The sequence below is a fragment of the Daejeonella rubra genome (assembly GCF_900103545.1).
GTDB lineage: Bacteria > Bacteroidota > Bacteroidia > Sphingobacteriales > Sphingobacteriaceae > Daejeonella > Daejeonella rubra.
Genome location: NZ_FNHH01000018.1, coordinates 17896 through 42548, shown reverse-complemented (window position 1 = coordinate 42548; position 24653 = coordinate 17896). Strand labels below are relative to the sequence as shown.

General features: G+C 38.7%; 21 protein-coding genes and 1 riboswitch. Of the genes, 7 read left to right on the top strand and 14 right to left on the bottom strand.

Going from position 1 to position 24653, the window contains the following annotated elements; genetic code table 11:
- Positions 1 to 4 precede the first annotated feature (4 nt).
- From folE to BLR27_RS12510, 3 genes are all read right to left on the bottom strand, one after another.
- Positions 5 to 691: a GTP cyclohydrolase I FolE gene (gene folE, locus BLR27_RS12520; RefSeq protein ID WP_090705365.1), complete on the bottom strand. Its 687-nt coding sequence runs from the start codon at positions 689 to 691 to the stop codon at positions 5 to 7.
- 178 nt (positions 692 to 869) lie between these two features.
- Positions 870 to 2078 carry a GAF domain-containing sensor histidine kinase gene (locus tag BLR27_RS12515; RefSeq protein WP_090705364.1) on the bottom strand — a complete coding sequence of 403 codons (1209 nt, stop codon included), beginning with the start codon at positions 2076 to 2078 and terminating at the stop codon, positions 870 to 872.
- A 119-nt stretch (positions 2079 to 2197) separates the two neighbouring features.
- Positions 2198 to 4981 (bottom strand): outer membrane beta-barrel protein, encoded by a 2784-nt coding sequence (locus BLR27_RS12510; RefSeq protein ID WP_090705362.1) that lies wholly within the window; start codon positions 4979 to 4981, stop codon positions 2198 to 2200.
- A 210-nt stretch (positions 4982 to 5191) separates the two neighbouring features.
- On the opposite strand from BLR27_RS12510, the gene BLR27_RS12505 reads away from it, so the two are divergent.
- The 4 genes from BLR27_RS12505 to BLR27_RS12490 all read left to right on the top strand — a co-directional run bounded on the left by BLR27_RS12505 (position 5192) and on the right by BLR27_RS12490 (position 8784).
- Positions 5192 to 5965 carry a CDP-alcohol phosphatidyltransferase family protein gene (locus BLR27_RS12505; protein WP_090705361.1) on the top strand — a complete coding sequence of 258 codons (774 nt, stop codon included), beginning with the start codon at positions 5192 to 5194 and terminating at the stop codon, positions 5963 to 5965.
- Between the two features lie 116 nt (positions 5966 to 6081).
- Positions 6082 to 7374: a M20/M25/M40 family metallo-hydrolase gene (locus tag BLR27_RS12500; RefSeq protein ID WP_090705359.1), complete on the top strand. Its 1293-nt coding sequence runs from the start codon at positions 6082 to 6084 to the stop codon at positions 7372 to 7374.
- 374 nt (positions 7375 to 7748) lie between these two features.
- Entirely contained in the window at positions 7749 to 8156 is a 408-nt protein-coding gene (locus BLR27_RS12495; protein WP_090705358.1) for a hypothetical protein, read from the top strand.
- Positions 8157 to 8316: 160 nt separating this feature from the next.
- Positions 8317 to 8784 (top strand): pyridoxamine 5'-phosphate oxidase family protein, encoded by a 468-nt coding sequence (locus BLR27_RS12490; RefSeq protein WP_090705356.1) that lies wholly within the window; start codon positions 8317 to 8319, stop codon positions 8782 to 8784.
- A gap of 41 nt (positions 8785 to 8825) precedes the next feature.
- Here the strand turns inward: BLR27_RS12490 and glk are convergent, their stop codons facing one another.
- The 3 genes from glk to BLR27_RS12475 form a co-directional block, all read right to left on the bottom strand.
- Positions 8826 to 9845, bottom strand: a complete 1020-nt coding sequence (gene glk, locus BLR27_RS12485; protein ID WP_090705354.1) for a glucokinase — start codon at positions 9843 to 9845, stop codon at positions 8826 to 8828.
- Positions 9846 to 9924: 79 nt separating this feature from the next.
- Positions 9925 to 10515, bottom strand: a complete 591-nt coding sequence (locus tag BLR27_RS12480) for a hypothetical protein (protein ID WP_090705353.1) — start codon at positions 10513 to 10515, stop codon at positions 9925 to 9927.
- Between the two features lie 18 nt (positions 10516 to 10533).
- Positions 10534 to 10899 carry a hypothetical protein gene (locus tag BLR27_RS12475; protein ID WP_143007746.1) on the bottom strand — a complete coding sequence of 122 codons (366 nt, stop codon included), beginning with the start codon at positions 10897 to 10899 and terminating at the stop codon, positions 10534 to 10536.
- Positions 10900 to 11117: 218 nt separating this feature from the next.
- Between BLR27_RS12475 and BLR27_RS12470 the strand changes: the two genes are divergently transcribed.
- Positions 11118 to 11303, top strand: coding sequence for a Sec-independent protein translocase subunit TatA/TatB (locus tag BLR27_RS12470; RefSeq protein WP_090705349.1), 186 nt, complete (start codon positions 11118 to 11120; stop codon positions 11301 to 11303).
- A gap of 92 nt (positions 11304 to 11395) precedes the next feature.
- On the opposite strand, the gene bcp is transcribed toward BLR27_RS12470, so the two are convergent.
- The 3 genes from bcp to BLR27_RS12455 form a co-directional block, all read right to left on the bottom strand.
- Positions 11396 to 11917: a thioredoxin-dependent thiol peroxidase gene (gene bcp, locus BLR27_RS12465; RefSeq protein ID WP_090705348.1), complete on the bottom strand. Its 522-nt coding sequence runs from the start codon at positions 11915 to 11917 to the stop codon at positions 11396 to 11398.
- Positions 11918 to 12116: 199 nt separating this feature from the next.
- Positions 12117 to 12953, bottom strand: a complete 837-nt coding sequence (locus BLR27_RS12460) for an endonuclease/exonuclease/phosphatase family protein (RefSeq protein ID WP_176767694.1) — start codon at positions 12951 to 12953, stop codon at positions 12117 to 12119.
- Between the two features lie 77 nt (positions 12954 to 13030).
- Complete coding sequence (locus tag BLR27_RS12455) at positions 13031 to 14242, bottom strand: beta-galactosidase (protein WP_221406335.1); 1212 nt, start codon at positions 14240 to 14242, stop codon at positions 13031 to 13033.
- A 150-nt stretch (positions 14243 to 14392) separates the two neighbouring features.
- Here BLR27_RS12455 and BLR27_RS12450 point away from each other — a divergent pair, with 150 nt between their 5' ends.
- A complete protein-coding gene (locus BLR27_RS12450; protein WP_176767693.1) occupies positions 14393 to 15043 on the top strand; it encodes a 4'-phosphopantetheinyl transferase family protein in 651 nt (216 codons plus the stop codon).
- 52 nt (positions 15044 to 15095) lie between these two features.
- Complete coding sequence (locus tag BLR27_RS12445) at positions 15096 to 16049, top strand: sugar phosphate isomerase/epimerase family protein (protein WP_221406334.1); 954 nt, start codon at positions 15096 to 15098, stop codon at positions 16047 to 16049.
- Positions 16050 to 16173: 124 nt separating this feature from the next.
- On the opposite strand, the gene BLR27_RS12440 is transcribed toward BLR27_RS12445, so the two are convergent.
- The 5 genes from BLR27_RS12440 to BLR27_RS12420 all read right to left on the bottom strand — a co-directional run bounded on the left by BLR27_RS12440 (position 16174) and on the right by BLR27_RS12420 (position 24652).
- Positions 16174 to 16338, bottom strand: a complete 165-nt coding sequence (locus BLR27_RS12440) for a cysteine-rich CWC family protein (protein WP_245704508.1) — start codon at positions 16336 to 16338, stop codon at positions 16174 to 16176.
- A 131-nt stretch (positions 16339 to 16469) separates the two neighbouring features.
- Entirely contained in the window at positions 16470 to 18866 is a 2397-nt protein-coding gene (locus BLR27_RS12435) for a ribonucleoside-diphosphate reductase subunit alpha (protein ID WP_090705341.1), read from the bottom strand.
- 100 nt (positions 18867 to 18966) lie between these two features.
- Entirely contained in the window at positions 18967 to 19938 is a 972-nt protein-coding gene (locus tag BLR27_RS12430; protein WP_090705339.1) for a ribonucleoside-diphosphate reductase small subunit, read from the bottom strand.
- 98 nt (positions 19939 to 20036) lie between these two features.
- A riboswitch (cobalamin riboswitch) is annotated at positions 20037 to 20170 on the bottom strand.
- Positions 20171 to 20349: 179 nt separating this feature from the next.
- Positions 20350 to 23523 (bottom strand): efflux RND transporter permease subunit, encoded by a 3174-nt coding sequence (locus BLR27_RS12425; RefSeq protein WP_090705338.1) that lies wholly within the window; start codon positions 23521 to 23523, stop codon positions 20350 to 20352.
- A gap of 64 nt (positions 23524 to 23587) precedes the next feature.
- Positions 23588 to 24652: an efflux RND transporter periplasmic adaptor subunit gene (locus BLR27_RS12420; protein WP_090705336.1), complete on the bottom strand. Its 1065-nt coding sequence runs from the start codon at positions 24650 to 24652 to the stop codon at positions 23588 to 23590.
- Between the last annotated feature and the right edge of the window lies 1 nt (position 24653).

Here is a 24653-nt window from a genome sequence, read left to right as displayed (position 1 = left end):
TCCATTATTTGATATGTTTTAAAAATTCATTCCTTGTCTCAGGCAATAGGAACTTACCACAATATTCTGCGGTAACTGTTGAACTGTTCATGTCTCTTACACCCCTTGAAGATACACAATGATGATGAGCATCAATTATAACAGCAACATCCTCTGTTCCAAGTGCAAGTTTCATTTCATTCGCAATCTGAATAGTGAGTCTTTCCTGTACCTGTGGTCGTTGTGAATAATATTGTACTATACGATTAAGTTTAGAAAGTCCTATCACCTTTCCGTTACTGATGTAGGCCACATGAGCCTTGCCTGTAATGGGTACAAAGTGATGCTCACAATTACTGTAAACAGAAATATTCCTTTCAACAAGCATTTGATTGTACTTATAGTGGTTCTCAAACAAGGTTGGCTTTGGCTTAAGTTTAGGGTTCAACCCACTGAATATTTCCTTAACGTACATTTTAGCAACCCTTTTTGGTGTATCCTTCAAACTGTCATCAGTAAGATCAAGACCAAGAATATCCATTATTTGAGTAAAATGTTTACTTATTAACTGGATTTTAGTGTCGTCATCCATGTCAAATGCATCAGCCCTTAGAGGGGTATCAAAAGACGAAGATATATGCTCATCAGAGATCAGATCCAATAATTCATCTTCGGTAGTGATCAGGTTTCGTAGCGTACTATTCTTACTCATTAGTATAATTTCGTATTAATTTGACGCAATTATAATGGTTATGTTTTAATTCTAACGAAGGATTTAGGTCGCACTTTTGTCATAATAAACTGAAATAGCGGAGCAATAGGATTTCATGGCCCAGTGAGGCTTTTTATTAAAAAAAATAAGAATCAGATAAACAAGGATAAATTACTGATTATAAAAGGGTTTGCTTCAGGAGCACTTCAAAAGTAGTACCTTCTCCCTGAGATGATCGAATACTTAGTTTGCCATTTAAGCTTTCAACGAGATGTTTAACCAGTTGCATACCAAATCCATAACCCTTTTCCCCTTCCGTACCATTTTCTGTTGAAGCTGTACCTTTCAGGATAGTATCAATTTTCTCCGTACTCATACCTTCTCCGGTATCTGAAACAATGATCTTAAGGATCTTTTCTTTATCGTTTACTTCAAGTGCGAGTTCAACCTTTACTTTCCCATCCGGAGGTGTAAATTTGATCGCATTTGAGATAAGATTTCCGCTTATCTGAAGTAATTTATTTTTTGGAAAAGGTATACCTTCTGACTTAGGATCGATCTTTACTTCCAGAAGGATATCTTTAGATTTTGCCTGAGGGATGTAGAGTTTTTCCAGGTTATCTTTAAAACCTTTGAGTTCTAATTCATTTCCCTTTACAATATTTGAGTTCCTTTTTTCGGAACTTAAAATTTCATCGGCAAGGTCAAGTATCGATTTGCCACTTTTATGAATCAGATTAATAAACTCCAGAACCTCATCAAGTTTATTTTCTTTACCCTGTTCACTTATTATTTCTGTCAGACCAATTATTCCTCCCAAAGGGCCCCGGATATCATGAACAACCTTGTTTTGAGTTGCTTCAACTTCTTTTACCTTGTTTCTCAAGGATTCAATAGCTTTATAGGCTTTAAGGCGATTAACAATTTCGTCAGCAATAATTCTTAAAAGTTCTTCCTTTTCAGGTGAAAGTGTTCTCACATTTCTGTCAAGCACACATAAAGCACCTATATTCAGTCCATCAGACTGCAATGGAATTCCATAATAATAACGAAGCGAAGGCTCATCCTTTACATAAACTTTATCTTTGAAACGATCATCTTTCGAAAGGTCTTCAACTTCAAAAGGCTGCTCATTTGACAAAATAGTATACTGGCAAACAGAATCTTCACGAGGCATTTGTTCTATTGCAAATCCATGACTGGAAATAGTCCATTGCGTAAATGAGTCGATTAAATTAACAAGTGAAATTGGGGTTCCAGCAACACTTGCAGCAAGCTTGGCAAGATCTTTGAAATTATCCTGGAAGTTTGTATAATCAAGGTTAAAATCAGAGAGATTCAGAACTCTCTCAAATTCATTTGAGGGAAAGGGCTGGTTTATTGACATAGGGTATGATGTGTAAGAATGTTATTTGAAATCAAAAAGCCTGCCGCGAATTTAATGCATTTTAATTATTTTGAACTAAGCTTTTTTTAACAGCAAAATTTTTAACAAGTTCCAAAATATCAGTTATTTAGGCGCATTCCTCCTCCACCCTGAAATCTTCTGTTATTACCATCAGGACTACCTTGATTTTGTGAAGGACCTTTACCACCGGCAAGTTTATTGATCCTCATATTTAAGGTCAGCATGAAATATCTTGTTAGCCGGTTCGTTCTGATATCAGTAAATCCATTTTCGACCACTGATCTCTGAATATTGTTGGATTGATCCAATAGATCGAATCCCTGAAAACGGACAAAGGCCATTTTATTTTTGAGGAACTGCTTTTCAATATAGGCACTAATGATCAAAGGATTGGTATTCAGGTTACCTGAAAAACCCCTGTTAAAGGTCTTGCCTCCATAAAACCCAAGAATAAGAGTTTTAGATTTTTGAAATAAGAGCCTTCCATCCAGGTTAAAACCATAGGTTTTTAAAAGTATGTCGGTGTTGGTTTGCAGTGAGTAATTAGTATTAGTACGGCTATAGGAAAGATTTGGCGTCAATTCCATCCAATTCCCCGGATTAATCTGGAGACTCATCCGCTGACTAATATTCCTTCTTTGAGATGAATTCCTGATATTATCAGCAAAGGATACATTATTGGTATATCTGGTATCACCATTCAGTCGGATGGTGTATTGTTTATCCTTAAATGATTTCTGCCAATTGTATGATACAAAATAGGTATAATAACCATTCGCATTCACAAATCTGACTTCCTGCTTTTTACTGCCATACACATCAGGGATCAATACTATATTCTGAACCACCTGGTTATTCAGCATATTTGCCTGCAGATTCAGGATCAACGAGGTTTTCCTATCTGGATTCGAGCTATTCAGATTGGCGTTCAAATTATGTGAAAATGCACTATTCAGTTCGGGATTTCCTACTACCGGTCTTTGTGGATTTGAAATATCGCGAACCGGTTGCAATTGAGAGAACTGCGGTTCATTTGCAAATCCATAATAATGAATACTGACAGATTTAGTTTGTGAATATTTATACTGATATCTTGCTATAGGGGAAAAGAAGAGATTTGTCCGGTTTATTCTGGTATTCAAACTTTCTGAGTTCCCTGAAAGGCTGGTAGGATTTGCTCTTAATCCCAGTGAAAATTCATTGTTTTTAGTCTTATAGTTGTAGTTCAGTCCAAACTGCTGAGAAAGAAAATTATACTGAAAAACATTACTCAAGGAATCGATCTTCTGCAAAACACCGGCAGCATCCGTAAAACTGCTTATCCGGCTATTATCATAACTATTATAGGTTACATTATAACTCATTTGAATCCGGCTCTTCTCACTTAATGGCTCTGAATAGCTGAACCTGCTGTTCCCATTGAAAACCCGATTCTCTGTTGTATTTATACGATAATTTATAGAATCCCGCAAAGTGTTTCCAGTAGGATCAAAATAGACTATCTGGTTATCATTCTCCTGATCAGCATTGTAACCGCCATTCCTTAAATTCATATTGACAGAATAATTCCGCCCTTGTTTTGGAAAATTATGGTTAAAAAGGATATTGCTGCTAACATTTGGAGCAACAGACCTATTATTTGACAATGAAGCCTGATCTTGCCTGATAACACCAGTTTGAGCAATTGAACCTGCATTATTGCTGATTGAATTTGAAAAGCTTATGTATGGAGAAACAATAAGCATATTAGATTTATTAATATTATACTCTAACCTGCTTCCAAAATTATGTGTATTTGTCTTACTGGCTACATCGCTGAATTCGGTACTTAGAATTAGTCCGGAGGCATTGGCGCTTTGTCTGAAAACATTGCTTATCGTACTTCGGTCACTATTAGTGAAATAATATGACCCACTGACCACCAATTTAGGGCTCCAGCGATTATTATAACTCAATCCTATCGAGCTTAGGTCAGTTATACCTCCTCCACCTGATGCTCCAAAATTAGCACCACCACCTCCACCGCCTCTGCCGCCGAAACCACCGCCACCGATCTGGGTGCCATTGTTATTCAGATTGGCAGTGATACCAATATTTTTATCCCCTTTAAACTGACTGGCAAAGAGTCCCAGCTGATAACGATCTTCACTTCCCCCACCAATGGTTGAATTCATGATCAAACCAGTATTTCTCCCCGGCTTGGTCGTTATATTAATGATCGTTTCCGGATCACCTTCCTTCACTTTTGTAAAATTTGCCTGATCCCCATAATCATCGATCAGCTGGATCTTATCAATGGCATTGGCAGGTATATTTTTGGTTAGTGTCTTCAGATCACCTCCGAAAACTTCCTTTCCGTCTATCTTGATTCTTGTTACCGGCTTTCCTGCAGCCGTCACATTCCCATCCTTATCAACTTCTGCACCGTCCAGACGTTTTATCGCATCCTCAACAACAGCGTCATCCTTCAACTTTAAATCCGACATTCGAAACTCAACCGTATCCTGCTTCATCACCACAGGGGGAGTTCCATTAACAACCACTTCAGCAAGCATGTTACTGCCAGACTTTAATACTATTTTAGGTAAAACAATGGTGGATGTACCCGGCTGATAAACAAACCGGGTTAAAAGTGGAATATACCCCAGGCTAGAAGCGGATATCCCAAATTGAGTCACTTTGACTCCTTTAAAAAAGAAGTTCCCATCCACATCAGACCGTGTAGAAAGTGTATCATTTAAAGTTATTAGCTTTACTGTTGCACTAAAAACAGGTGCTCCTGTAGTATCTTGTAAAACACCCTTAATATCCCGGTTACTTTGGGCAAATAAAGAACAATTCAGGCAAAAAAGGATCAGAACCGGTAGTAATTTAAATTTCATATCAATAATTGCCGATGAAAACCGGTGGCTGAGTTTAAAAAGGAACAATACTATTCCACAGTATAGTCGTTAGGCCCTAAAAATAATCTGTATTTCCGACAAACAAGGCCATATACCAAAGATGTTGCAATTGTTCATTATTATACGTTTAAACAATCATACCTTTGTATCCGCGACTATATTGTAGTGAACTATACCTTCCGGACCTCCATGTCAAAACTCAATGCCCGTGATAAATTTCTTGACTTCTCTGATTACGGAAGGCAGATAGGGAAATTATTCGCGAATCAAATAAGTCATACCCGTATCACCCCTGTTCACGTTACTTTACTTTTTGGTTTATCCGGACTCATAGCGATCTACTGTATAATAAAGGGATATTATTATGGTGCATCCTTCTTTATCATTCTTAAATCGATCATTGACGCCGCCGATGGGGAACTGGCAAGAATAAATAAAACCCCCTCCTATACCGGAAGATACCTGGACAGTATTTTTGATATAATTTTGAACTTTTTGATCTTCATGTCGATCGCTTATGTATCTGAAAGCAGCTTTTTATATGCCTTTCTCGCTTTTTTTGCCGTCCAATTACAGGGGACACTTTATAATTATTATTACGTCATTTTAAGAAATTTGTCGGAAGGCGGTGATACAACCAGTAAGGTCTTTGAATATAAATCGCCAAGGGCTTTACCCGGAGAAAATCAGCGATCGGTGGACATTTTATTTTCCATTTACTATCTGGTATATGGCTTTTTTGATAAAATAATTCACGTTTTAGATCCCGATGCTTATAAAGTCAAAACCTTCCCTTCCTGGTTCATGACCTTACTTTCCATCTATGGATTGGGATTTCAATTGCTCATCATTGCATTCATGCTACCGATGAATTTAATTGAATACATTGTTCCTTTTTTTATCTGGTACAGCATTTTCATTGTTGTCCTGATCGGGATCAGGAAGTCGGTATTGCGTCCCTGAAACTATTTAGTCATCCGGGCAGGCTGATTTGCTTCAGGATAGAAAAAATATTTTAAGCGTAGCTATTTGAATTCCTATATTTATTCACAAAAAATTGTAAATCAAGCATCCCGTTCATGAAAAAACTCTCTCTGTTTACGATCCTTTTCTTAGCAACACTTTTCTTATACGCTCAGAATGAAAAAAATATTGTTGCGCAATCATCCTACAAAAAGGAAATTGAGAAGATAAGCAGTGCAGATAAAATCCAAAAAGCCTTTGCGATCATTCAGGAGTTGGAGCCTGTGAGTATGAAGGAGCTGATTGAGCTTACTCAAATTCCTGCTCCGCCATTTCAGGAACAAAAAAGAGCAGAATATTTTAAAAAAATGCTTGAAGCAGCAGGAATTGATAGTATTTGGATAGATGAGGCAGGGAATGTACTTGCATTGAGAAAGGGAAATGGTAATGGGAAAACGGTACTTATTGATGCTCACCTGGACACAGTTTTCCCAATTGAGACTGATGTGACTGTAAAATTGAAAGGTGATACCCTTTATGCTCCGGGAATAGGTGATGATACCAGGGCACTCAGCATGATGCTAACAGTTCTAAAAGCGATGAATAAGGCCTCCATAACTACTGAATCTGATATAATATTTGCAGCTACTGTAGGCGAAGAAGGTTTAGGTGACCTTAGAGGCATCAAAAATATTTTCAAATCCGGCAACTTAAAAATAGACTCTCATATTGCTATTGATGGAGGCGATATCAGCAGATTAGTCACCAATGGACTAGGCTCCATACGGTACAAGATCACTTTTAACGGACCGGGCGGTCATTCCTGGGGCGCATTTGGTTTAGCCAACCCGCATCATGCCATGGGAAAAGCGATAGATTATTTCAGTACTGCAGCGAGTGCCTATGTAAGTTCCGGTCCAAAAACCACTTTTAATGTAGGTCGGATTGGCGGAGGAACATCAGTGAACTCCATTCCTTTTGAAACATGGATCGAAGTAGACATGCGTTCTTTAAGTCCGGAAAAATTAAAGGGTATTGAGAAAATATTACTTGATCAGATGAACAGAGCATTAATTGACTATAATTCCGGAGTAAAAACCGGAGCTAAGCTCAGCCTGAATGTAGAAAAAATCGGAGAACGCCCATCCGGAGTTCAGAAAGAGGATTTGCCTTTGATCCAAAGAGCTGCTGCAGTAATTGAATTTTTTAAAGGAAAAACCTTTGCCGGTACCGGATCAACAAACTCAAATATTCCAATTTCTTTAGGTATACCCAGCATCACGATCGGTCGTGGCGGCAAAGGTGGCAATGCTCATTCTTTGGATGAGTATTGGATCAATGAGAATGGTGCCGAAGCAATTAAATTTGGATTGCTGATGTTAGTTTCAGAAGCAGGAATAGCCAAATAGCTTAAATTGCTGTTTCAATTCAATGAATATTCCTCCGTCAGATTGATCGGTGATTAACTCTTTTGTTCCAAAATTTTTCATTCCTGCTTAATATTCTGGCAATTATCTAATAATCATATTGGATCCGCTTAAATCTCACAATCATCAGGGATAGAAAGCATTCTGCTGATCCGGGCATGAACTTCGGTGGATCAAAGTCTTTTTCTATTAAACACCTGTTTTCATTGCCCATTTCTGACCAGCATCATACGAAGTGCCAACCATTATCATAGGTGAGCTTAACTAAATAATGCAGTTTTGACCTAATTATAAAACTAAGGTCAGTCTTAGGAAGAAAAATTCAACAGACAGGATTTTAAAAAACAGAGAGGTCAATGAAGTATTCTAATAGGACAATATTGAGATTTTATCAGCTGCTGGGTAAAATATTTTATGCTGCAGCAGCAATCGACAAAGTGGTTAGAAAAGAAGAACTTGACGAGCTTCGTAAATCAGTAAAATCGCAATGGTTAGCTCTGGACCAAACTTTTGATGAGTTCGAAACAGATTCAGCATACCAGATCGAAATTGTATTCGACTGGTTAAATGACAAGCACCCGGATCCGGGTAAGGCAATTCATAGTCTACAGCTTTTTAAAAAGAAATATCCGGAACTGTTTAATGAGAAAGTGAAGGAAATGATCTTTCAGACCGCATCTGCTATTACTTCATCCTATTCAGCCAAAAATAAATCAGAGCTGGTTTTTATGAGCCGGCTTGAGCGCGCATTAGCCGAATCCTGATGATTCTGAATATGTATCTATTACAAAGAAACAACGAGTTTATTATTTCTTTAAGACAGGTAATGAACAAATTGATTCAGAAGATCAAAACCCTGAACAAAGAAGAATTGGGATCTACAATTCTTAATTATTTATCCAATGAAATTTAAAATCCTGAATTATGCTGGGAAATTTAAGTGAAACTGAAATCGATAGTCTATTAAAAAGACAGGTAATAGGACGCATAGCCTGTCATGCTGATGGGGCTACATATATTGTTCCCACGAATTATATATACGATGGAACCCATATTATTTCTCATTCTGCTGCAGGAAAAAAAATAGAGATGATGCGAAAGAACCCTGAAGTATGTTTTGAGGTTGAGGAGATACAATCCATATTTCGCTGGCAAACGGTTATTGCCTGGGGCAAATTCGAAGAAATAACTGATCAGGAAGAGCGTGGCCGGGCAATGCAGGGCCTTATTCACAAGATCATGCCATTGGTAGATGATCCTGCCGGGCATCCCTTCCATGCAATTGCATCAGATGAATATGATATCGAGACTAAAATTGAACTTATTCTATTCAAAATTACTTTAAACAATAAAACCGGGAGGTTTGAAAGTGGTACTCATCCCGTGGTCTGAAAAGTAATTACACCAGAAATAAGGAATTTAATCGTTTAACACTAATTTTTTATTCCATACCATGCTGCCCCCAGAAGTGCCGCTTTTGTATTAAGAATTACATATACAGTAACTTTCTCAACCAGATCATTTAAGCGGCCGCTCTGACAGAAATTTGTTTTAAAATCATTACTTTCAAAAAGGTCAAGGATATAGGGTGCAATTCCTCCACCAATGTACAGTCCACCTGTAGCGTTAAACTTTAAAACCAAATTTGCTGATTCATATGCCAGATAGCGAATAAATATCTCCATTGTTTCTTTACAGACATTACATTTTTGAACATTCTGACTAATGACTGCAGCATCTAAACCATTAACAAATTTTTCTTTTAGCCAGGCAGATTCTTTTCTTTTCAATTCCATGATTAAAAATTGATAGATATGAATAATTCCCGGTCCGCTAAGCAGGCGTTCCCAGCTCACGTGGCCAAATTGTTTTTGAAGGTACAGAAAGAGTTCAAAATCAAACATACTACGAGGTGCAAAATCAGAATGCCCGCCTTCAGTAGCAAAAGGATGATAATATTTCCCATCCCAATATAGCCCTGCTTCACCCAGACCTGTGCCTGGTGCGATGACAGCCGCATTCCCTGGCACATGTTCTATGCCTTTATGGACAATAGTAACTTCCTTTTCTGAGAGCATCGCCAGACCGTATGCTGTTGCTTCAAGGTCATTTATGACATATATCATCTTATTGAAATGTTCAGATAGTTCTTTACTATCAACTTCCCATTTTATGTTTGAAAATTTTGCATGTCCGCTGATCACTGGTCCGGCAACCCCAAAACAAATAAAATCCGGATCAGGGAGGTTTTGCATGAATAAACTTGTAAGTTCAATAAGGCTATTATAATCCGCAGTTATATAGTGAGCCTCATTTACGGGTATTAACTGATCTTCTTCCACTTTATAAAGTGTCAGATTTGTTTTGGTTCCACCAATATCACCTGCTAATATGAGACTGCCAGTCTTGTAATTTTTTTTGTGTTTTAAAGAGGCTTCAAAGGGTAATAACATAGAATATCAGTATTAAAAGGATCCTGTTTTATTTGGCAGGTTCAAATGATCTGTATACCAGGTCAATTTGAAAAAATCATTATAGATCTAACTTATAAAGCAGCTCTTTTCTACCATTCATTGTGGCTATCATGTCAATATTTCGATTATCCAGTATAGATTCGAGGTTTTTATATGCGATAGCTTTTTCAACATTGACAAGTTCAACTTCCATGCCATTGACTTTGAACATTCCTTTTTTCAAAAAAAAATTATTTGCATAATCTTGATCCATTTCAGGGATGGCGGGCTCAGCAAAATTAAAAAGGGTTAAACCCGCCTGAAATGATTTTGCAATCTTAACTATCATTGCAATTGTGGAGATACCTGTAAATCGGATATCAGTAAAAAATCCAATTTGCTTGATACTATTACCACTTTTTAAACGGGGCAGCAACAGAACCGGGCATTCAAGGTCATCTAATAACTTCAGGATCTTTTGATTATACACCGGAAACCTGGATGTATTTTCTGAGTCCTCATTCTGTACCTGGCCTTCAAAATTCAAACCTCTAAACAAGGGAGCATTTTTTCTGGCCGATGTTGAAGAAAGGCTATATTTTTTTTTAAGCGGATGATCCTCTGAATTCTTAGCAGATTGCACAGGCATTTCTTTCGATCTTATTTTCATTTCTGAATTATTAATTATTTACCGCCTTGATAAAATCATGCCTGAAGACGATGGTGGATATTTTCCTCTATTGCTGGTTCTTAATGAAGTGGATGACTGTTCTTCATACCTTACAATTTCGAAGAGCTTAAAGATCTGGTCTGAACAATCATATAGAATTCCTCTGTGTCCCTCATTGGTTTTTAATGCGCATAATATATACTGTTTTCCTGGCTGATCGATGGAAGGGAATTTATATATTTCTTCTATTTCAATTTCTGATAAATTAATTTTGATATTCTGATGAGCACAAATAAGGTACCCGGAAGTAAAACTAAAATCGAGTCGATATCCTCTCTTTCGAAGGTCAAAAATGGCCATATTTAATGAGGGGAAAGTTTTCACGATAAAAAATTTATATACAAATTTGGCGAAAACAGGCTTACCGAATATTGATGAAAATCATTCAATCACTTGATCTTGATTAATATGACATGTTAAATTTTAATGGCCGAAAGTTATATTCAGTCAAATACAAGAAATTTTTTTGTAACAGATTAATGAACAATCTTTTTTAAATCCATAATTATTCCCAAATTGATTAAAATTTAAAAAAGAATATTATGGCAGGTTTAGGTGGTCCCGAAATTATTTTAATTGTAGTGGTAATATTATTGATGTTCGGAGGAAAGAAACTTCCTGAGCTTATGCGTGGTTTAGGCCGTGGCATGAAAGAATTCAAAGATGGAAAAGATGGAGTATCAGAAGAAACTGAAGCAAAACCGGCTCCAGCTATAAAAGAAAGCTAACATAAAAAAGGGTCCTGTTGGACCCTTTTTTATGATTTAAACTACGCCTTTCTGAATTATATTTTAAAATCAATTCAGATCGTTAATAATATCTAATTCTTGCCTAATATCTGACCGGCATGATTTTTTGTATCGATCTCAGTGATCACACGGTTGATATAACCATCCTTATTGATTAAAAAAGTGGTACGAGTAGTACTAAAAGACTTTACACCATTTCTTTCTTTCTCTGTCCAGACACCATAATTAGTTACGATAGTTTTATCCACATCTGCAAGCAAAGAGAAGGGTAAAGCATTCTTTTCGATGAAGCCTCTGTGTGATGCTTCATCATCAACACTTACTCCAAGAATAGTATAACCTTCCTTTTTAAGTTCCTTAAAATTATCGCGTAAGCTGCAAGCCTGAGCAGTACATCCTGAAGTATTATCTTTTGGATAAAAATAAAGCACTAATTTTTTGCCTTTAAACTGGCGCAGGGAAACTGTTTTACCATTTTGATCCTTTGAAGTAAAATCAGGTGCTTTATCGCCTGCTTTTAATTTTGTCTGAGCCTGAATCAAAAGCGGAGAAGTAAGTAGTAGAAGCAGAACTATTTTGATTATTGCTTTCATATTTTATAAGTTTTTTATTAAAAATACAAATTCCATAGTTAAGGATCATTTAGTAATGAAAATGTTATTCAAATTAGTTTTATAAACCTTTAAGAGAATTAAGATGAATACAGCTTGTGTACAGAAAGAGATTGTCTGAACAAAAAAACAGGGAGCCTTTGCAGACTCCCTGTTAATTAAACTTATCTGATCAGTATTATCAGAGTTCTACTTTTGTAATTACTGGAAAATGATCTGATGGGAATTTTCCGAAATAGGTATCGGTAAGTATCCCCCATTTACTTGAGGAGAAGTGTTTTGACATAAATATATGATCAATCACTCCCATTCCCCTTGGGGTTCTGAACCCATTTGAAGATGAATTATTCTCATAAGGATATTTTACACCTGAATAAGAATCCTTCAATATCCCCGAATTGGCGATAGAAAGATACCATTCACTTTCACGGGTACCATTAAGGTCTCCTGTTAATAGTACTGGTTGATTTCCGGCAATTTCCTTAATCTTTTGAATCATCAGATTTCCACTTTCTTTCCTGGCCACTACACCCTGGTGATCAAAATGCACGTTGAACAGGTAGAACTTTTTTCGGGTTTTGATATTTTCCAGGTAAACCCATGAACAGATCCTGTTACAGCATGTAGCATCCCAGCCCTTACCTGGTTTATCAGGAGTTTGTGAAAGCCAGAAATCGCCACTTTTAAGCACCCTGAACATATCCTTTTTGTAATAGATCGAAGAATGTTCACCGGCCTCTTTGCCATCATCCCGCCCAGCTCCATACCGTGCATACTCAGGTAGATTGCTGCTGATATCATCCAATTGATTCTTTAATGCTTCCTGTACTCCGAATACATCAAAATCATGGAATCGTATCAAATTGGAGACCACAGGAGCACGGTTAACCCAAAGATTACCTGAATCGCGGGGGTTATCATAGCGTATATTAAACGTTGCTACTGTGAAAGACTGTGCACTGGCACTCAACATTGAAATTAAAAGAATTCCTGTAATAAAAGCTGTTCTGATGTTCATATATGTGACATATAAAATATTTGTTCCAATCAGCTATAAGTGAAATCATTATACCACTTTCACTCAATTAATGTCAATTAAAACATATACACCGCAATATCACCAGCACCTACATCAATTGTGGTATCATAAACGCTTGCAGGCACAATTGTGCCATCTTTCAATATCCTCTTCAGATTATCATCACCCAAAAGTGTCAGCTTCATACTGTGCTTATAATCCATATTAACGATCAAAAGAAATCGCTTATCTCCGTTTTCAAGAATGGATACAATGGCAGGCTTGCCACCGGTTTCCAGAACTTTCAAAGATTCCGGAAGGGTGGATAATCGGTTTGTTCCAATTGGCGTTTCTTTTCCGGCATATTTAATTGAAACGAGTTTGGATCCATAAAATACTCCGGCAAGATTTTTTATCTCCTGGTTTAATATTTTAATATGATCATAAACTGTTGATCTTTTGCCCCCCAGTGAAATAGGTGCTCCGCGAAAATCTTCAGTTGAAGATACGGGAGTCCAGTAGGTGAAATATTGTAATCCCTGAGCACCATAGGCAAGATTGGTGTACATCTGCACACGCATGGTAGCTAATGTTGGGTCTTCATGAAAATCATCAAACAAAACAGATTGTGCAAATCCCCAGAAAGGTTTTCCGGCTTTCTTTGCCTCATCAGCAAAAATTTCGAGATTCTGATGCCATTTTGTGTACACTCCTTCAGCTGAAGTAAGCGGATAAGAATCATAGGAAAGGAAATGCAGCGGGACTTCTTTGGCAAATTTATTTACATATTCCCGGTAATCACTTGTACCCAATTGGGCTGCCGTAGCATAATTTGGAAACAGGTTTACATAACAGAAATTTTTAGGATCCACTGCATTTACACGTTTCGCCCAGTTTCCAAGTTCTGTGAAAGCATCCATTGCGGGTTCGTCTCTAAGGAAATATCCTGCAAGAGCCGGGTGGGTCATAAAGCGTTTAACGGTCTTCTCAGTCTCCGTTTTCAACTCCGGACAGCTGATCACGATCTTCATACCTGCCTTTTGTGCCGCATCCAGCGATTTTTGAACATCTTCCGGGCTCCCCAGAAAGGAAAAGCTGATATCAAAACCTGCATCTTTCATTTCCTGATAGCGTGCAACAGTCGCTTCTTCCGGCGGGATACTGTACCAACCAAGGATCGGAATATGACCTTTTGACGCCAATTTTTCTTGTGCAGACAGAGAAAATGTGATGAAAAATACAAGGAATGCAAAAATTGTATGCACCAATGGTTTCGATTTGCTGTTCATAATTTTAATACCAGGAACCTTTTAAAATTGAATCCCAATTTAGAAAGTATTAAATCCTTATCTGTCATGTTCTATCCTGAGTTAAATGATTAAAGTGCAAATTTTTTGAACTTTTATCTCTTCATGGCATTTCAGGTATTAAATTTGACTATGATCTTAGCATTTCCTACACTTTCACCTCTTTTTTCACAATACTTTACTACAGATTTTAAGGGAATTGAAGAATTATACCCCGCAGAGCTGGCTTTGGTTGAAGGATCTGCAAGCAAAAGAAAAACAGATTTCAGCACAGGCCGCTTTTGTGCCAGAAAAGCTTTAGAACAGCTCGGAATAGATCATACAGAAATTCTAAGAGATTCCGGCAAACAGCCGGTATGGCCTGAAGGTATGGTGGGATCTATCAGTCATTCCTCTCAACTAACTGGTGCAATTGTAGGGAAACGCAAGGATATCGTATCTGTGGGACTTGACATTGAGACCATTGCAGGCGTAGAATTGAATATGTGGAACATCTTATTTCTGGAATCAGAGCAACAATTTCTAAATTCACTGAACGAAGAAGATCAGAATATGTACCCTACCCTGCTTTTTTCCCTGAAAGAATGTTTTTATAAGTTCCAATATCCGTTAACAAGGCAATTTCTTGAATTCAATGATGTAGAGTTCCATATGATGGATGAAAAAATAAGTATAAAAGTTATCAAAGAGGATTATGATCCGGGATACGATTTGGAAAAACTGCAGTTTCAATGGACTATCGCAGATCAGCAGCTAATTACCTTGTGTTTTCTGAAAGTTTAGGAAAATTCATGCCTGTCAAAATTTATTTCTTCTGTTTAAATCATAAATTGCATTGATCAAATTTATTGCAATTATAAAGTTCGAAAAGCTCATGACCTATACCAGAAAAGAATTCCTTCAAAACACAGCTATTTTACTAACTGCAGCAATGACAAGCTCAAACTTTGCTTTTGGGAAAGAAAAGCCTCTTTTAGCTTTTTCAACATTGGGCTGTCCCGACTGGTCTTTTCAGCAAATTGTAGATTTCGCAGCTGCCAATGGTTATTCCGGTCTGGAAATCCGCGGCATAAAACGCCAGATGGATCTTCCAAAATGTGATGAATTCAGCAGTCCTGAGCGGATAAAAACAACGTTAAGCCTGATGAAGGAGAAGGGTTTGAAATTCATAAACCTTGGAGCTTCCGCCAATATGCACTTTCATGAAGGCCCTGAAAAAGAAAAAAGCATTGCAGAAGCCAAATCTTTTATTGATCTGGCGCAAAAGATAAATTGCCCCTTCGTCAGAGTATTCCCTAACAAATTTCCAAAAGACCGTGATCGCAACCAAACGATCAGTACTGTTGCAGAAAACCTCTTAACTCTTGGCGAATATGCCAAAGAGCGCAATGTTACTGTTCTATTGGAAACACATGGTGATTTTTCAGGCTCAGATGATATCCTGAAAGTCATGAAAGCTGCCTCGCATCCTAATATTGCTTTGGTTTGGGATATTGCAAACATGTGGACCGTAACAAAAGAGTCGCCTAAGGAAGTGTATAAAAAATTAAAGAAATATATTCGCCATACGCATCTCAAAGACGCCAAAATTCAGGGTGATAAATTACAGTACGTATTAATTGGGCAGGGTGATGTGCCAATATTTGAAGCCATAGATATTTTGTATAAAGATGGATATAAAGGGTACTACAGCTTTGAATGGGAGAAATTATGGCATCCGGAAATTGCGGAACCGGAAATAGCTTTAGCTGATTTTCCTAATGCAATGAAGAAACACTTTAGTAATTGAGACCCGATAGCTATCGGGTGAAGAGTTTAGGAGAATGATTTTTTTGGAAGGAAATTTCTGCACTTAATTTTTCTGCTTCCAAAATGATTTCCGGATTTCAATTCCAATTAGATTATCAACAGGCTTAATTCTTAATTTGAAAAAAGGAACGATATTCTTCCTTCAATTCAATCAGGCAGGCTGCACATAAACATCCCTCATAGTGTTCACTTACATACTGAACCTCATTCAAATTCAGTTGTATAGTGCTGCATTGACACTTGCTGTAGGCATTGGCCTTACATTCCATTCTTTTTCTGCAACGCTCACAGGTAATGATCTCATGTTTATTCATTTGTATCAAAATTTCTATAGCCAGGAAACATTAAATCCCGAAGAATAAATCCTTCGGGAATTAATGTTTTCATTTAAACCAGTACCTTATGAACCGCAACTGACGCAGCCATCTTCCATACTGCAACTTGCGCCTTCCTCAGACACTGATGGTTCAACACTTCCAGGATCATTGTTCTGAACCGGATCGAACTTCGGAACTACTGGTTCCATGGTTTTCCCTCCCTGCTTTTCTACCGTAAACTGAACCGCCTTTGTTGCCGCCTGTGTCCGAAGGTAGTACATCCCGGTCTTTAACCCTTTCTTCCAGGCATAAAAATGCATGGAGGTTAATTTTGCGGTATTTGGATTATCTACAAAAAGATTAAGTGATTGCGACTGGCAGATAAAAGCACCCCGATCAGCAGCCATATCTATCAGATTGCGCTGTTTAATCTCCCAAACTGTTTTGTATAATTCCCTGACTTCTTTTGGAATTTCTTCAATATGCTGAACAGAACCATTGGCCCGGATGATATTATCCTTCATGGTGTTGTTCCATAATCCAAGATTAATCAAATCTTTAAGCAAATGCTTGTTCACAATAATAAACTCCCCGCTTAATACCCTGCGGGTATAAATATTAGATGTGTAGGGCTCAAAACATTCATTATTCCCTAATACCTGAGAAGTTGATGCAGTAGGCATCGGAGCGACAAGCAGAGAGTTCCGCACCCCAAATTGTTTTACCTCCCCTCTTAACTTTTCCCAGTCATACCTTTCTGAAGGCTTAACACCCCAGAGATCAAACTGAAACAAACCCTTTGATAATGGTGATCCTTTAAAAGTTTCATAAGCGCCCTGCTCCTTCGCCAGATCTTTACTGGCCGTCATCGCCGCAAAATAGATCGTCTCGAATATATTTTTGTTCAGTACGGCAGCCAGGTCACTTTCAAATGGCAGACGCATCAGAATGAAAACATCTGCAAGGCCCTGCACTCCCAGTCCAACTGGACGATGACGAAGATTGGAATTTCGCGCCTCCTCAACGGGATAAAAGTTATTATCAATGATGCAATTCAGGTTTTTAGTTACCTGATAAGTAATCTCATACAATTTCCCGAAATCAAACTGCCCCTCAGTAACAAAACGCGGTAGCGCTATAGATGCAAGGTTACAAACTGCTACTTCATCCGGACTTGTATATTCCATAATTTCAGTGCAGAGGTTACTGCATTTAATGGTACCCAAATTCTGCTGATTGCTTTTGCTGTTTGCTGCATCTTTATAGAGTAGATAAGGAGTGCCGGTTTCAATCTGTGCTTCCAGAATAGCAAACCATAATTCCTGTGCCTTAATCGTTTTACGTGCCCTACCCTCCGATTCATACTGATGATACAGATCTTCAAACTCTTTCCCAAAACATTCATGTAATCCTGGTGCTTCATGCGGACAAAAGAGGCTCCATTCTCCATTGGCCTCGACTCTTTTCATAAAAAGATCAGGTACCCAAAGTGCATAGAAAAGGTCTCTTGCCCTCATTTCTTCTTTACCATGATTCTTTCTCAGATCCAGAAATTCAAACACATCGGCATGCCAGGGTTCAAGATAAATTGCAAAGGCTCCTTTCCTCTTCCCTCCACCCTGATCTACATAACGGGCTGTATCATTAAACACCTTCAGCATCGGAACAATTCCATTACTGGTACCATTCGTGCCGCCAATATAAGTCCCCGTAGCCCTGACATTATGAATTGCCAGACCTATCCCGCCGGCACTCTGAGAAATCCTTGCAGTCTGCTTCAGCGTATCGTAAATACCATCAATGCTATCATCCTTCATAGCTAGAAGAAAACAGGATGACATTTGAGGCTTGGGAGTTCCGGCATTAAAAAGTGTCGGAGTGGCATGAGTGAACCAACGCTCAGTCATCAGATTATAGGTATTAATAACACTCTCCAGATCATTCTTATGGATTCCGATCGCCACCCGCATGTACATATGCTGCGGGCGTTCAGTAACTTTACCATCAATTCGTAGTAAATATGATTTTTCAAGGGTTTTAAAACCGAAATAATCAAAGCCAAAATCCCTGTCGTAGATAATGGAACTATCCAGCAGATCAGCATTTTTTTTAATTATTTCGATCACATCATCGGCTATCAATGGCATTTTACGGCCACTGAGTGCATCAGAATAATGATACAGATTCAGCATGGTTTCGGAAAACGATTTGATGGTATTTTTATGCAGATTACTTACAGCGATACGACTGGCCAGTAAGGCATAATCGGGATGCTTTGTGGTTAAGGAAGCCGATGTCTCTGCTGCCAAATTATCCAGTTCGGTGGTGCTTACCCCATCATAAAGTCCTTCAATTACTTTTTTTGCAACGTCAATTGCATCTACCAGCGGGCTTAGACCATAAGATAGTTTCTGTATGCGGGCAGTAATTTTATCGAACTTGACGCTCTCTTTTCTTCCGTTTCTTTTGATTACAAACATGATTCTTTTGTGATTGGTTATTATTGATATTTGTCTTAGCTGAACATAAGAGTAAAGGAAATCGGTTAAATTCAATATCAATTACCCTTAGTCTATTTCCTTAAAAATCCTCTTCCAGTGAGAAATTATTCGACTCCTTACTGCCTGAAAGCACTCCCGCTTTCTGATAATCTCCAACCCTCTTCTCAAAGAAATTAGTTTTCCCCTGGAGAGAAATCATTTCCATAAAATCAAAAGGATTTGATGCGTGATAAATTTTCGGGCAGCCCAGTTCATCAGCCCAGCGGTCGGCTACAAATTCAATGTATTGTTTCATCAGTTTAGCATTCATACCAATGAGTTCAACCGGTAAGGCCTCGCTGATAAATTCTTTTTCAATCTCCACCGCATCACGAATAATACCCAGAACCTGTTCTTCTGAAAGTTTATTGGAAAGCATTCGGTAAAGCATACAGGCAAACTCACAATGAAGTCCCTCATCGCGGCTGATCAGCTCGTTGCTAAAAGTGAGTCCGGGCATCAAGCCACGTTTTTTTAACCAGAATATAGAGCAGAAACTGCCACTAAAAAAAATACCTTCAACTGCTGCAAAAGCAACAAGACGTTCGGCAAAACTGCCATTTTCTATCCAGCGAAGCGCCCATTCAGCTTTTTTCTTCACTGCGGGAATCGTATCAATCGCATGAAAGAGATGATCTTTTTCGATGGGGTTATTTATATATGTATCGATCAGCAGAGCGTAGGTTTCAGAATGAATATTCTCCATCATGATTTGAAAACCATAAAAACATCTTGCTTCAGGAACCTGGACTTCTCTCATAAAGTTGACAGCCAGATTCTCATTGACAATACCATCACTGGCTGCAAAAAAAGCCAGGACATTGGATATAAAATGTTTTTCACCGGAATTCAGATTAGCCCAGTCTTTGAGATCTCCTGACAAATCGATTTCTTCGGCTGTCCAGAAACTGGCTTCATGCTTTTTATACATCTCCCAGATTGCGGGATAATTAATGGGAAGGATCACAAAACGATCCTTGTTCTCTTTTAGTAGAATTTCTTCCTGTTGCATATACTTTTGTTATTTTGTGTTAACAAGAATTGACAAAAGGCAACAAACCCAGAAGTAAAGGAGAAAGAGCTTTCGCCAAAACTTTATTCGTGAAAGTTTTGAACAAAACTATTTCGGCAGGTGTCTGGCTCTCCATATTATTGGATTACAGTTGCACGTCAGCCCGTGATTTACACACGGTTCCCTTTTAATCATCCGCCAAAGCGAATGAACCAGAATAGATATGACAAAGAACTAGAAAACGAAAGTAGATATTAAATCCGCGCGGCGAATGATCTAGTTTTAAACAAGCAATCAGTTTTCAACAGATTGAGTGATATGTGAGGTTAAGGACGGAATCAGATAATATGCACGCAAAAAAAACGACCCTGATCAATGATCATGGGTCGCTATAAATTTATGGTGTATCGCTTATGATACCGAAATGTGATTCTTTACCGGATGTTCCGGATCTGTATAATGCTCTTCAAGAAGCGCATCAATATCCTGTTTTACAGCATTTTTAGTAAATCTTTTAATGATCTTATCAAAAGCCTCGTAAACAACAGGCACAATTATCAGGGTCAGGAACAGGGAACTTAAGAGTCCGCCGATAATTACCCAGGCCAAACCATTTTTCCATTCAGCACCCGCACCACCTGCAAGAGCAATTGGCAGCATACCGATTACCATCGCAATGGTGGTCATCAGGATCGGCCTTAAACGTGCATGGTTTGCTGCAAATAGAGCTTCACGCACCGACTTGCCTTCTTCTTCTATTTGCTGATTGGTAAAATCGACCAGAATGATGGCATTTTTCGCCACCAGTCCGATAAGCATGATCAATCCAAGTATCGTAAAGATGTTCAATGAATTATTTGTCAGTGCCAGAGCAAGCAATGCCCCAATAATTGACAAAGGAATTGAGAATAAAACCACAAATGGGTGCACATAATTATTATAAAGTGCTACCATGATCAGGTAAACCATGACGATAGACATTAACAAAGCAATTCCAAGAGTACCAAAGCCTTCCGACTGGTTTTCCATATCACCGCCGAATATATAATTTACACCTGCGGGACGAGGAAGATCTTTTATCAGAACATCCAATTCGGCTACAATAGTACCTGAAGGCTTTCCAACTACCTGGGATTGAACTGATACCTTAGTAGTTTTATCCTGACGCTCTAATCTTGAAGGACCGGAACTCTCAACAACATTCGCAAACTGATCCAGTTTGATCTTTTGTCCGCCGGAATTAATGAAAGTCAATTCCCTCACATCATCCATACTCTTCCGGTTAAAATTATCCAGTCGGATATTGATATCATATTCATACTCTCCCTGACGGAATTTTCCATTGGTATTTCCATTGAAGGCAGTTTGCATAGATGCTCCAACAGTTTGAAGGTTCAGACCCAGAGAAGACATCTTATCGCGATCAACCTGCACGCGGATCTCGGGATTACCCCCTTCTACTGAAAGTTTCACCTCTGTAGTTCCTTTTATGGCTGCAAGCTTTTCCTTCACCACATTGGCAAACTTCATTACACTATCAAGCTGACTACCACGCACCACTACCTCAACCGGCGAACGCTCGGCAGTACCCAAAATACTTACTGGTGTGGTCTTAATTTTTGCACCTGCCAGTTGCTGAACAAGTTCCTTTTTTACTTTGGCTGCATAAACATCCGAGCGATCCACACGTAGCTTACGCTCTACCAGCTGAACATTGATCTCTGCAGAATAAGCAGGAGACTGCTGTGCCCCGGTGGCATCACTTGCCTGCCCTACAGTAGTTACCAATCGGGTAACCTCAGGCTTTGCTCCCAGGATCTGCTCCGCTTTAAATGTTATTAGGTTAGTTTGTTCAATGGAAGCATCCTTGGGAAGTTCAATCTGTACTATAAACTCACCCCGATCACTTTTCGGAAAAAACTCAGTACCGATATATCCCTTTCCGATCAGCATGAAAGTAGCTACAAGCAAGAGCAGTGTTCCTCCCAGTACGGTTTTTTTATGTCCCAAAGACCAGCCAAGAATTTTTGTCAACCAGGCAGTAAATCGATCCAGACCTTTTTCAAAGCTGATGATAACCTTTCCAAAGATGTTCTTTCCCTGAATTTTCTCAAGTTTTCCAAATCTGGAAGAAAGAAGAGGTACAATGGTAAATGAAGTCAGTAAGCTGAATAATGTAGCCATGATTACTACCACACAGAACTGACGTAAAATATCAGAGACCAATCCGGTACTCAGGGCTATCGGAAAGAATACAACTACGATTACCAGCGTAATGGAAGTCACTGTAAATCCAATTTCAGAGGTCGCTTCATATGCAGCACGCACACGATTCTTGCCCATCTCCATATGCCGGTAAATATTTTCCAGTACCACGATGGCATCATCCACAAGAATACCAACCACCAGAGATAAACCGAGCAATGACATCAGATTCAGGGTATATCCCATTAAATAAATTCCGATGAACGTAGCGATCAGAGAGGCAGGGATCGATACCATGACGATGGCGGCATTCCTTAAACTATGCAGGAAAAACAGCATCACAAAGGCTACCAGAACAACTGCAATCAATAGATCATGGATTACGGCATCAGCCGATTGCAGGGTATAAACTGAACTGTCTGTTGCAATGGTCAGATCGAGACTAATGGTTTTATACTCTGTCTCCAATCCGGCGATACTTTTCTTAATACCATCACTTACGGACACTGCGTTCGCATCCGACTGCTTAAGAATTTGAAGGGCAATGGCTGCCTTTTGATCAACCCTGGCTATCTTCTCCACATCCTTTTGTGTATCCTGAACCTCTGCAATATCAGAAAGACGTACCTGTATTCCGTTTTTGTCGGAAACGATAAGCATGCCCAACTCTTCAACACTCGCATACTTTCCTGATAAACGAACAAGGATATCCCGGTTCTCGGTACGAATACTTCCTGTTGGGAAATCCAGGTTAGAAGATTGAATCGCCTGTTGTACCGATAATAAAGGCAGGCCATAAGCAGCTAATTTCTTTTCATCAATATTGACCTGGATCTCGCGTTCGCGTCCGCCAATAATATTCACCTGGGCTACCCCTTCAACACGGGATAAACCCGGTACTATTCGATTTTTGACCAGATCATAAAACTGTGCATCATCCATACCTGCAGTTGCAGACATGGTTATGATCGGAAGATCATCCAGTGAAAATTTATTCAGTGAAGGAGCCTCAATATCATCCGGAAGCTTTGATAATATAGAATTGACCTTACGCTGAGCATCATTCAGAGAAACATTTACATCTGTTCCACTATTCAGAGTAATCGTAACCAGCGACAAGCTTTCATAGGAAGTGGCCTGTATCTTTTTAATATTCTCCATGGAGGATACTGCATCCTCGATCTTCTTGGTCACCGTATTTTCAACCTCACTTGGTGAAGCTCCGGGATAAACAGTCGCCACCGATACTACTGCCGGAGCGAACTTCGGCAACATTTCGTAATTAAGCGATGAGTAACTGATCAGACCAAGCAGCGTTAGTACTGTAAAGAGTACTACTACTATGGTCGGACGTTTTATTGAGATTTCAGCTATTTTCATTTTAATTTTTATTGTTAAAATATTGGTTATCAATATTTTATATATTTTAAAGAAGGCAAAAATATTATTTTATTTTAACCACTTCTGTTCCGTCCACCAAATTGATCTGTCCGCTGGTAATCACTACATCACCTTCTTTCAAACCATCAATAACCTCAACACGCTCTCCGAAAACCCTGCCGGCAGTTACAGTACGCTCCCTTGATTTAGTTCCATCCAGAATAAATACCTTATTACTATTGATACTGCCTACAAATGCAGTTCTTGGGACAGATAAAGAGGCTGCCTGCTCAGGAAAATCAAACAGTGCAGTTCCATACATTCCCGCTTTCAGATCGGCATCTTTGGTATTGCTTACCTCTACTTCTACCGGAAAATTTAAGCTGTTATCTGCTTTAGGGGCGATGAAAACAATTTTGCCGCTGAATGCAATTCCAGGAAAGACATTGGATTTAATTTGTACCGGATTGCCCACTTTAAGATTCACAACCTGATTTTCATTGGCTGTAACTTTTAGCTTAAGGCGGGAAACGTCTACAATCTCAAAAAGCTGATTTCCTACACTCACATACGAACCTTGTTCAACAAATCGTTTATTAATGATTCCGGAAATCGGAGCAGTAATATTAGCATCAGCAGATTTTAAATTTGCTGACTGAAGTCTTGATTTTGTGATCTGGACATTCAGTCGTGCATTATCCAATTGCTGTTGTGTAACTCCACCTGTCTTAAATGAACTTTCGTAGCGTTCAAGATCCCTTGCAGCACTCAGTAAATTTGCCTTTGCAGTTTCCACATCTACATTCAAGAGATCCGCATCTATACGCGCCAGGAGTTGTCCCTTACTGACACGTGAACCTTCATCAACCAGAATACGCGTGATACGTCCCGCATTTTCAGTAGCCAGAGTAAGGTCCTGGTTAGGAGCAAAAGTTCCATTAGAACTGAAATCAATGCTGATATCTGTTTTTGCTGCCTTTTCTGTATTAACCGCAATGGCACCTAAATTTCCGGAACTTACAATAGCCGTGATCTCTGCATTCTTCGTTTTATTTCTCTCTAATACCCAGAATATCAGTGCAAATGTTGACAGGACTGCAACTATTGATATTATAATTTTCGTTTTCATC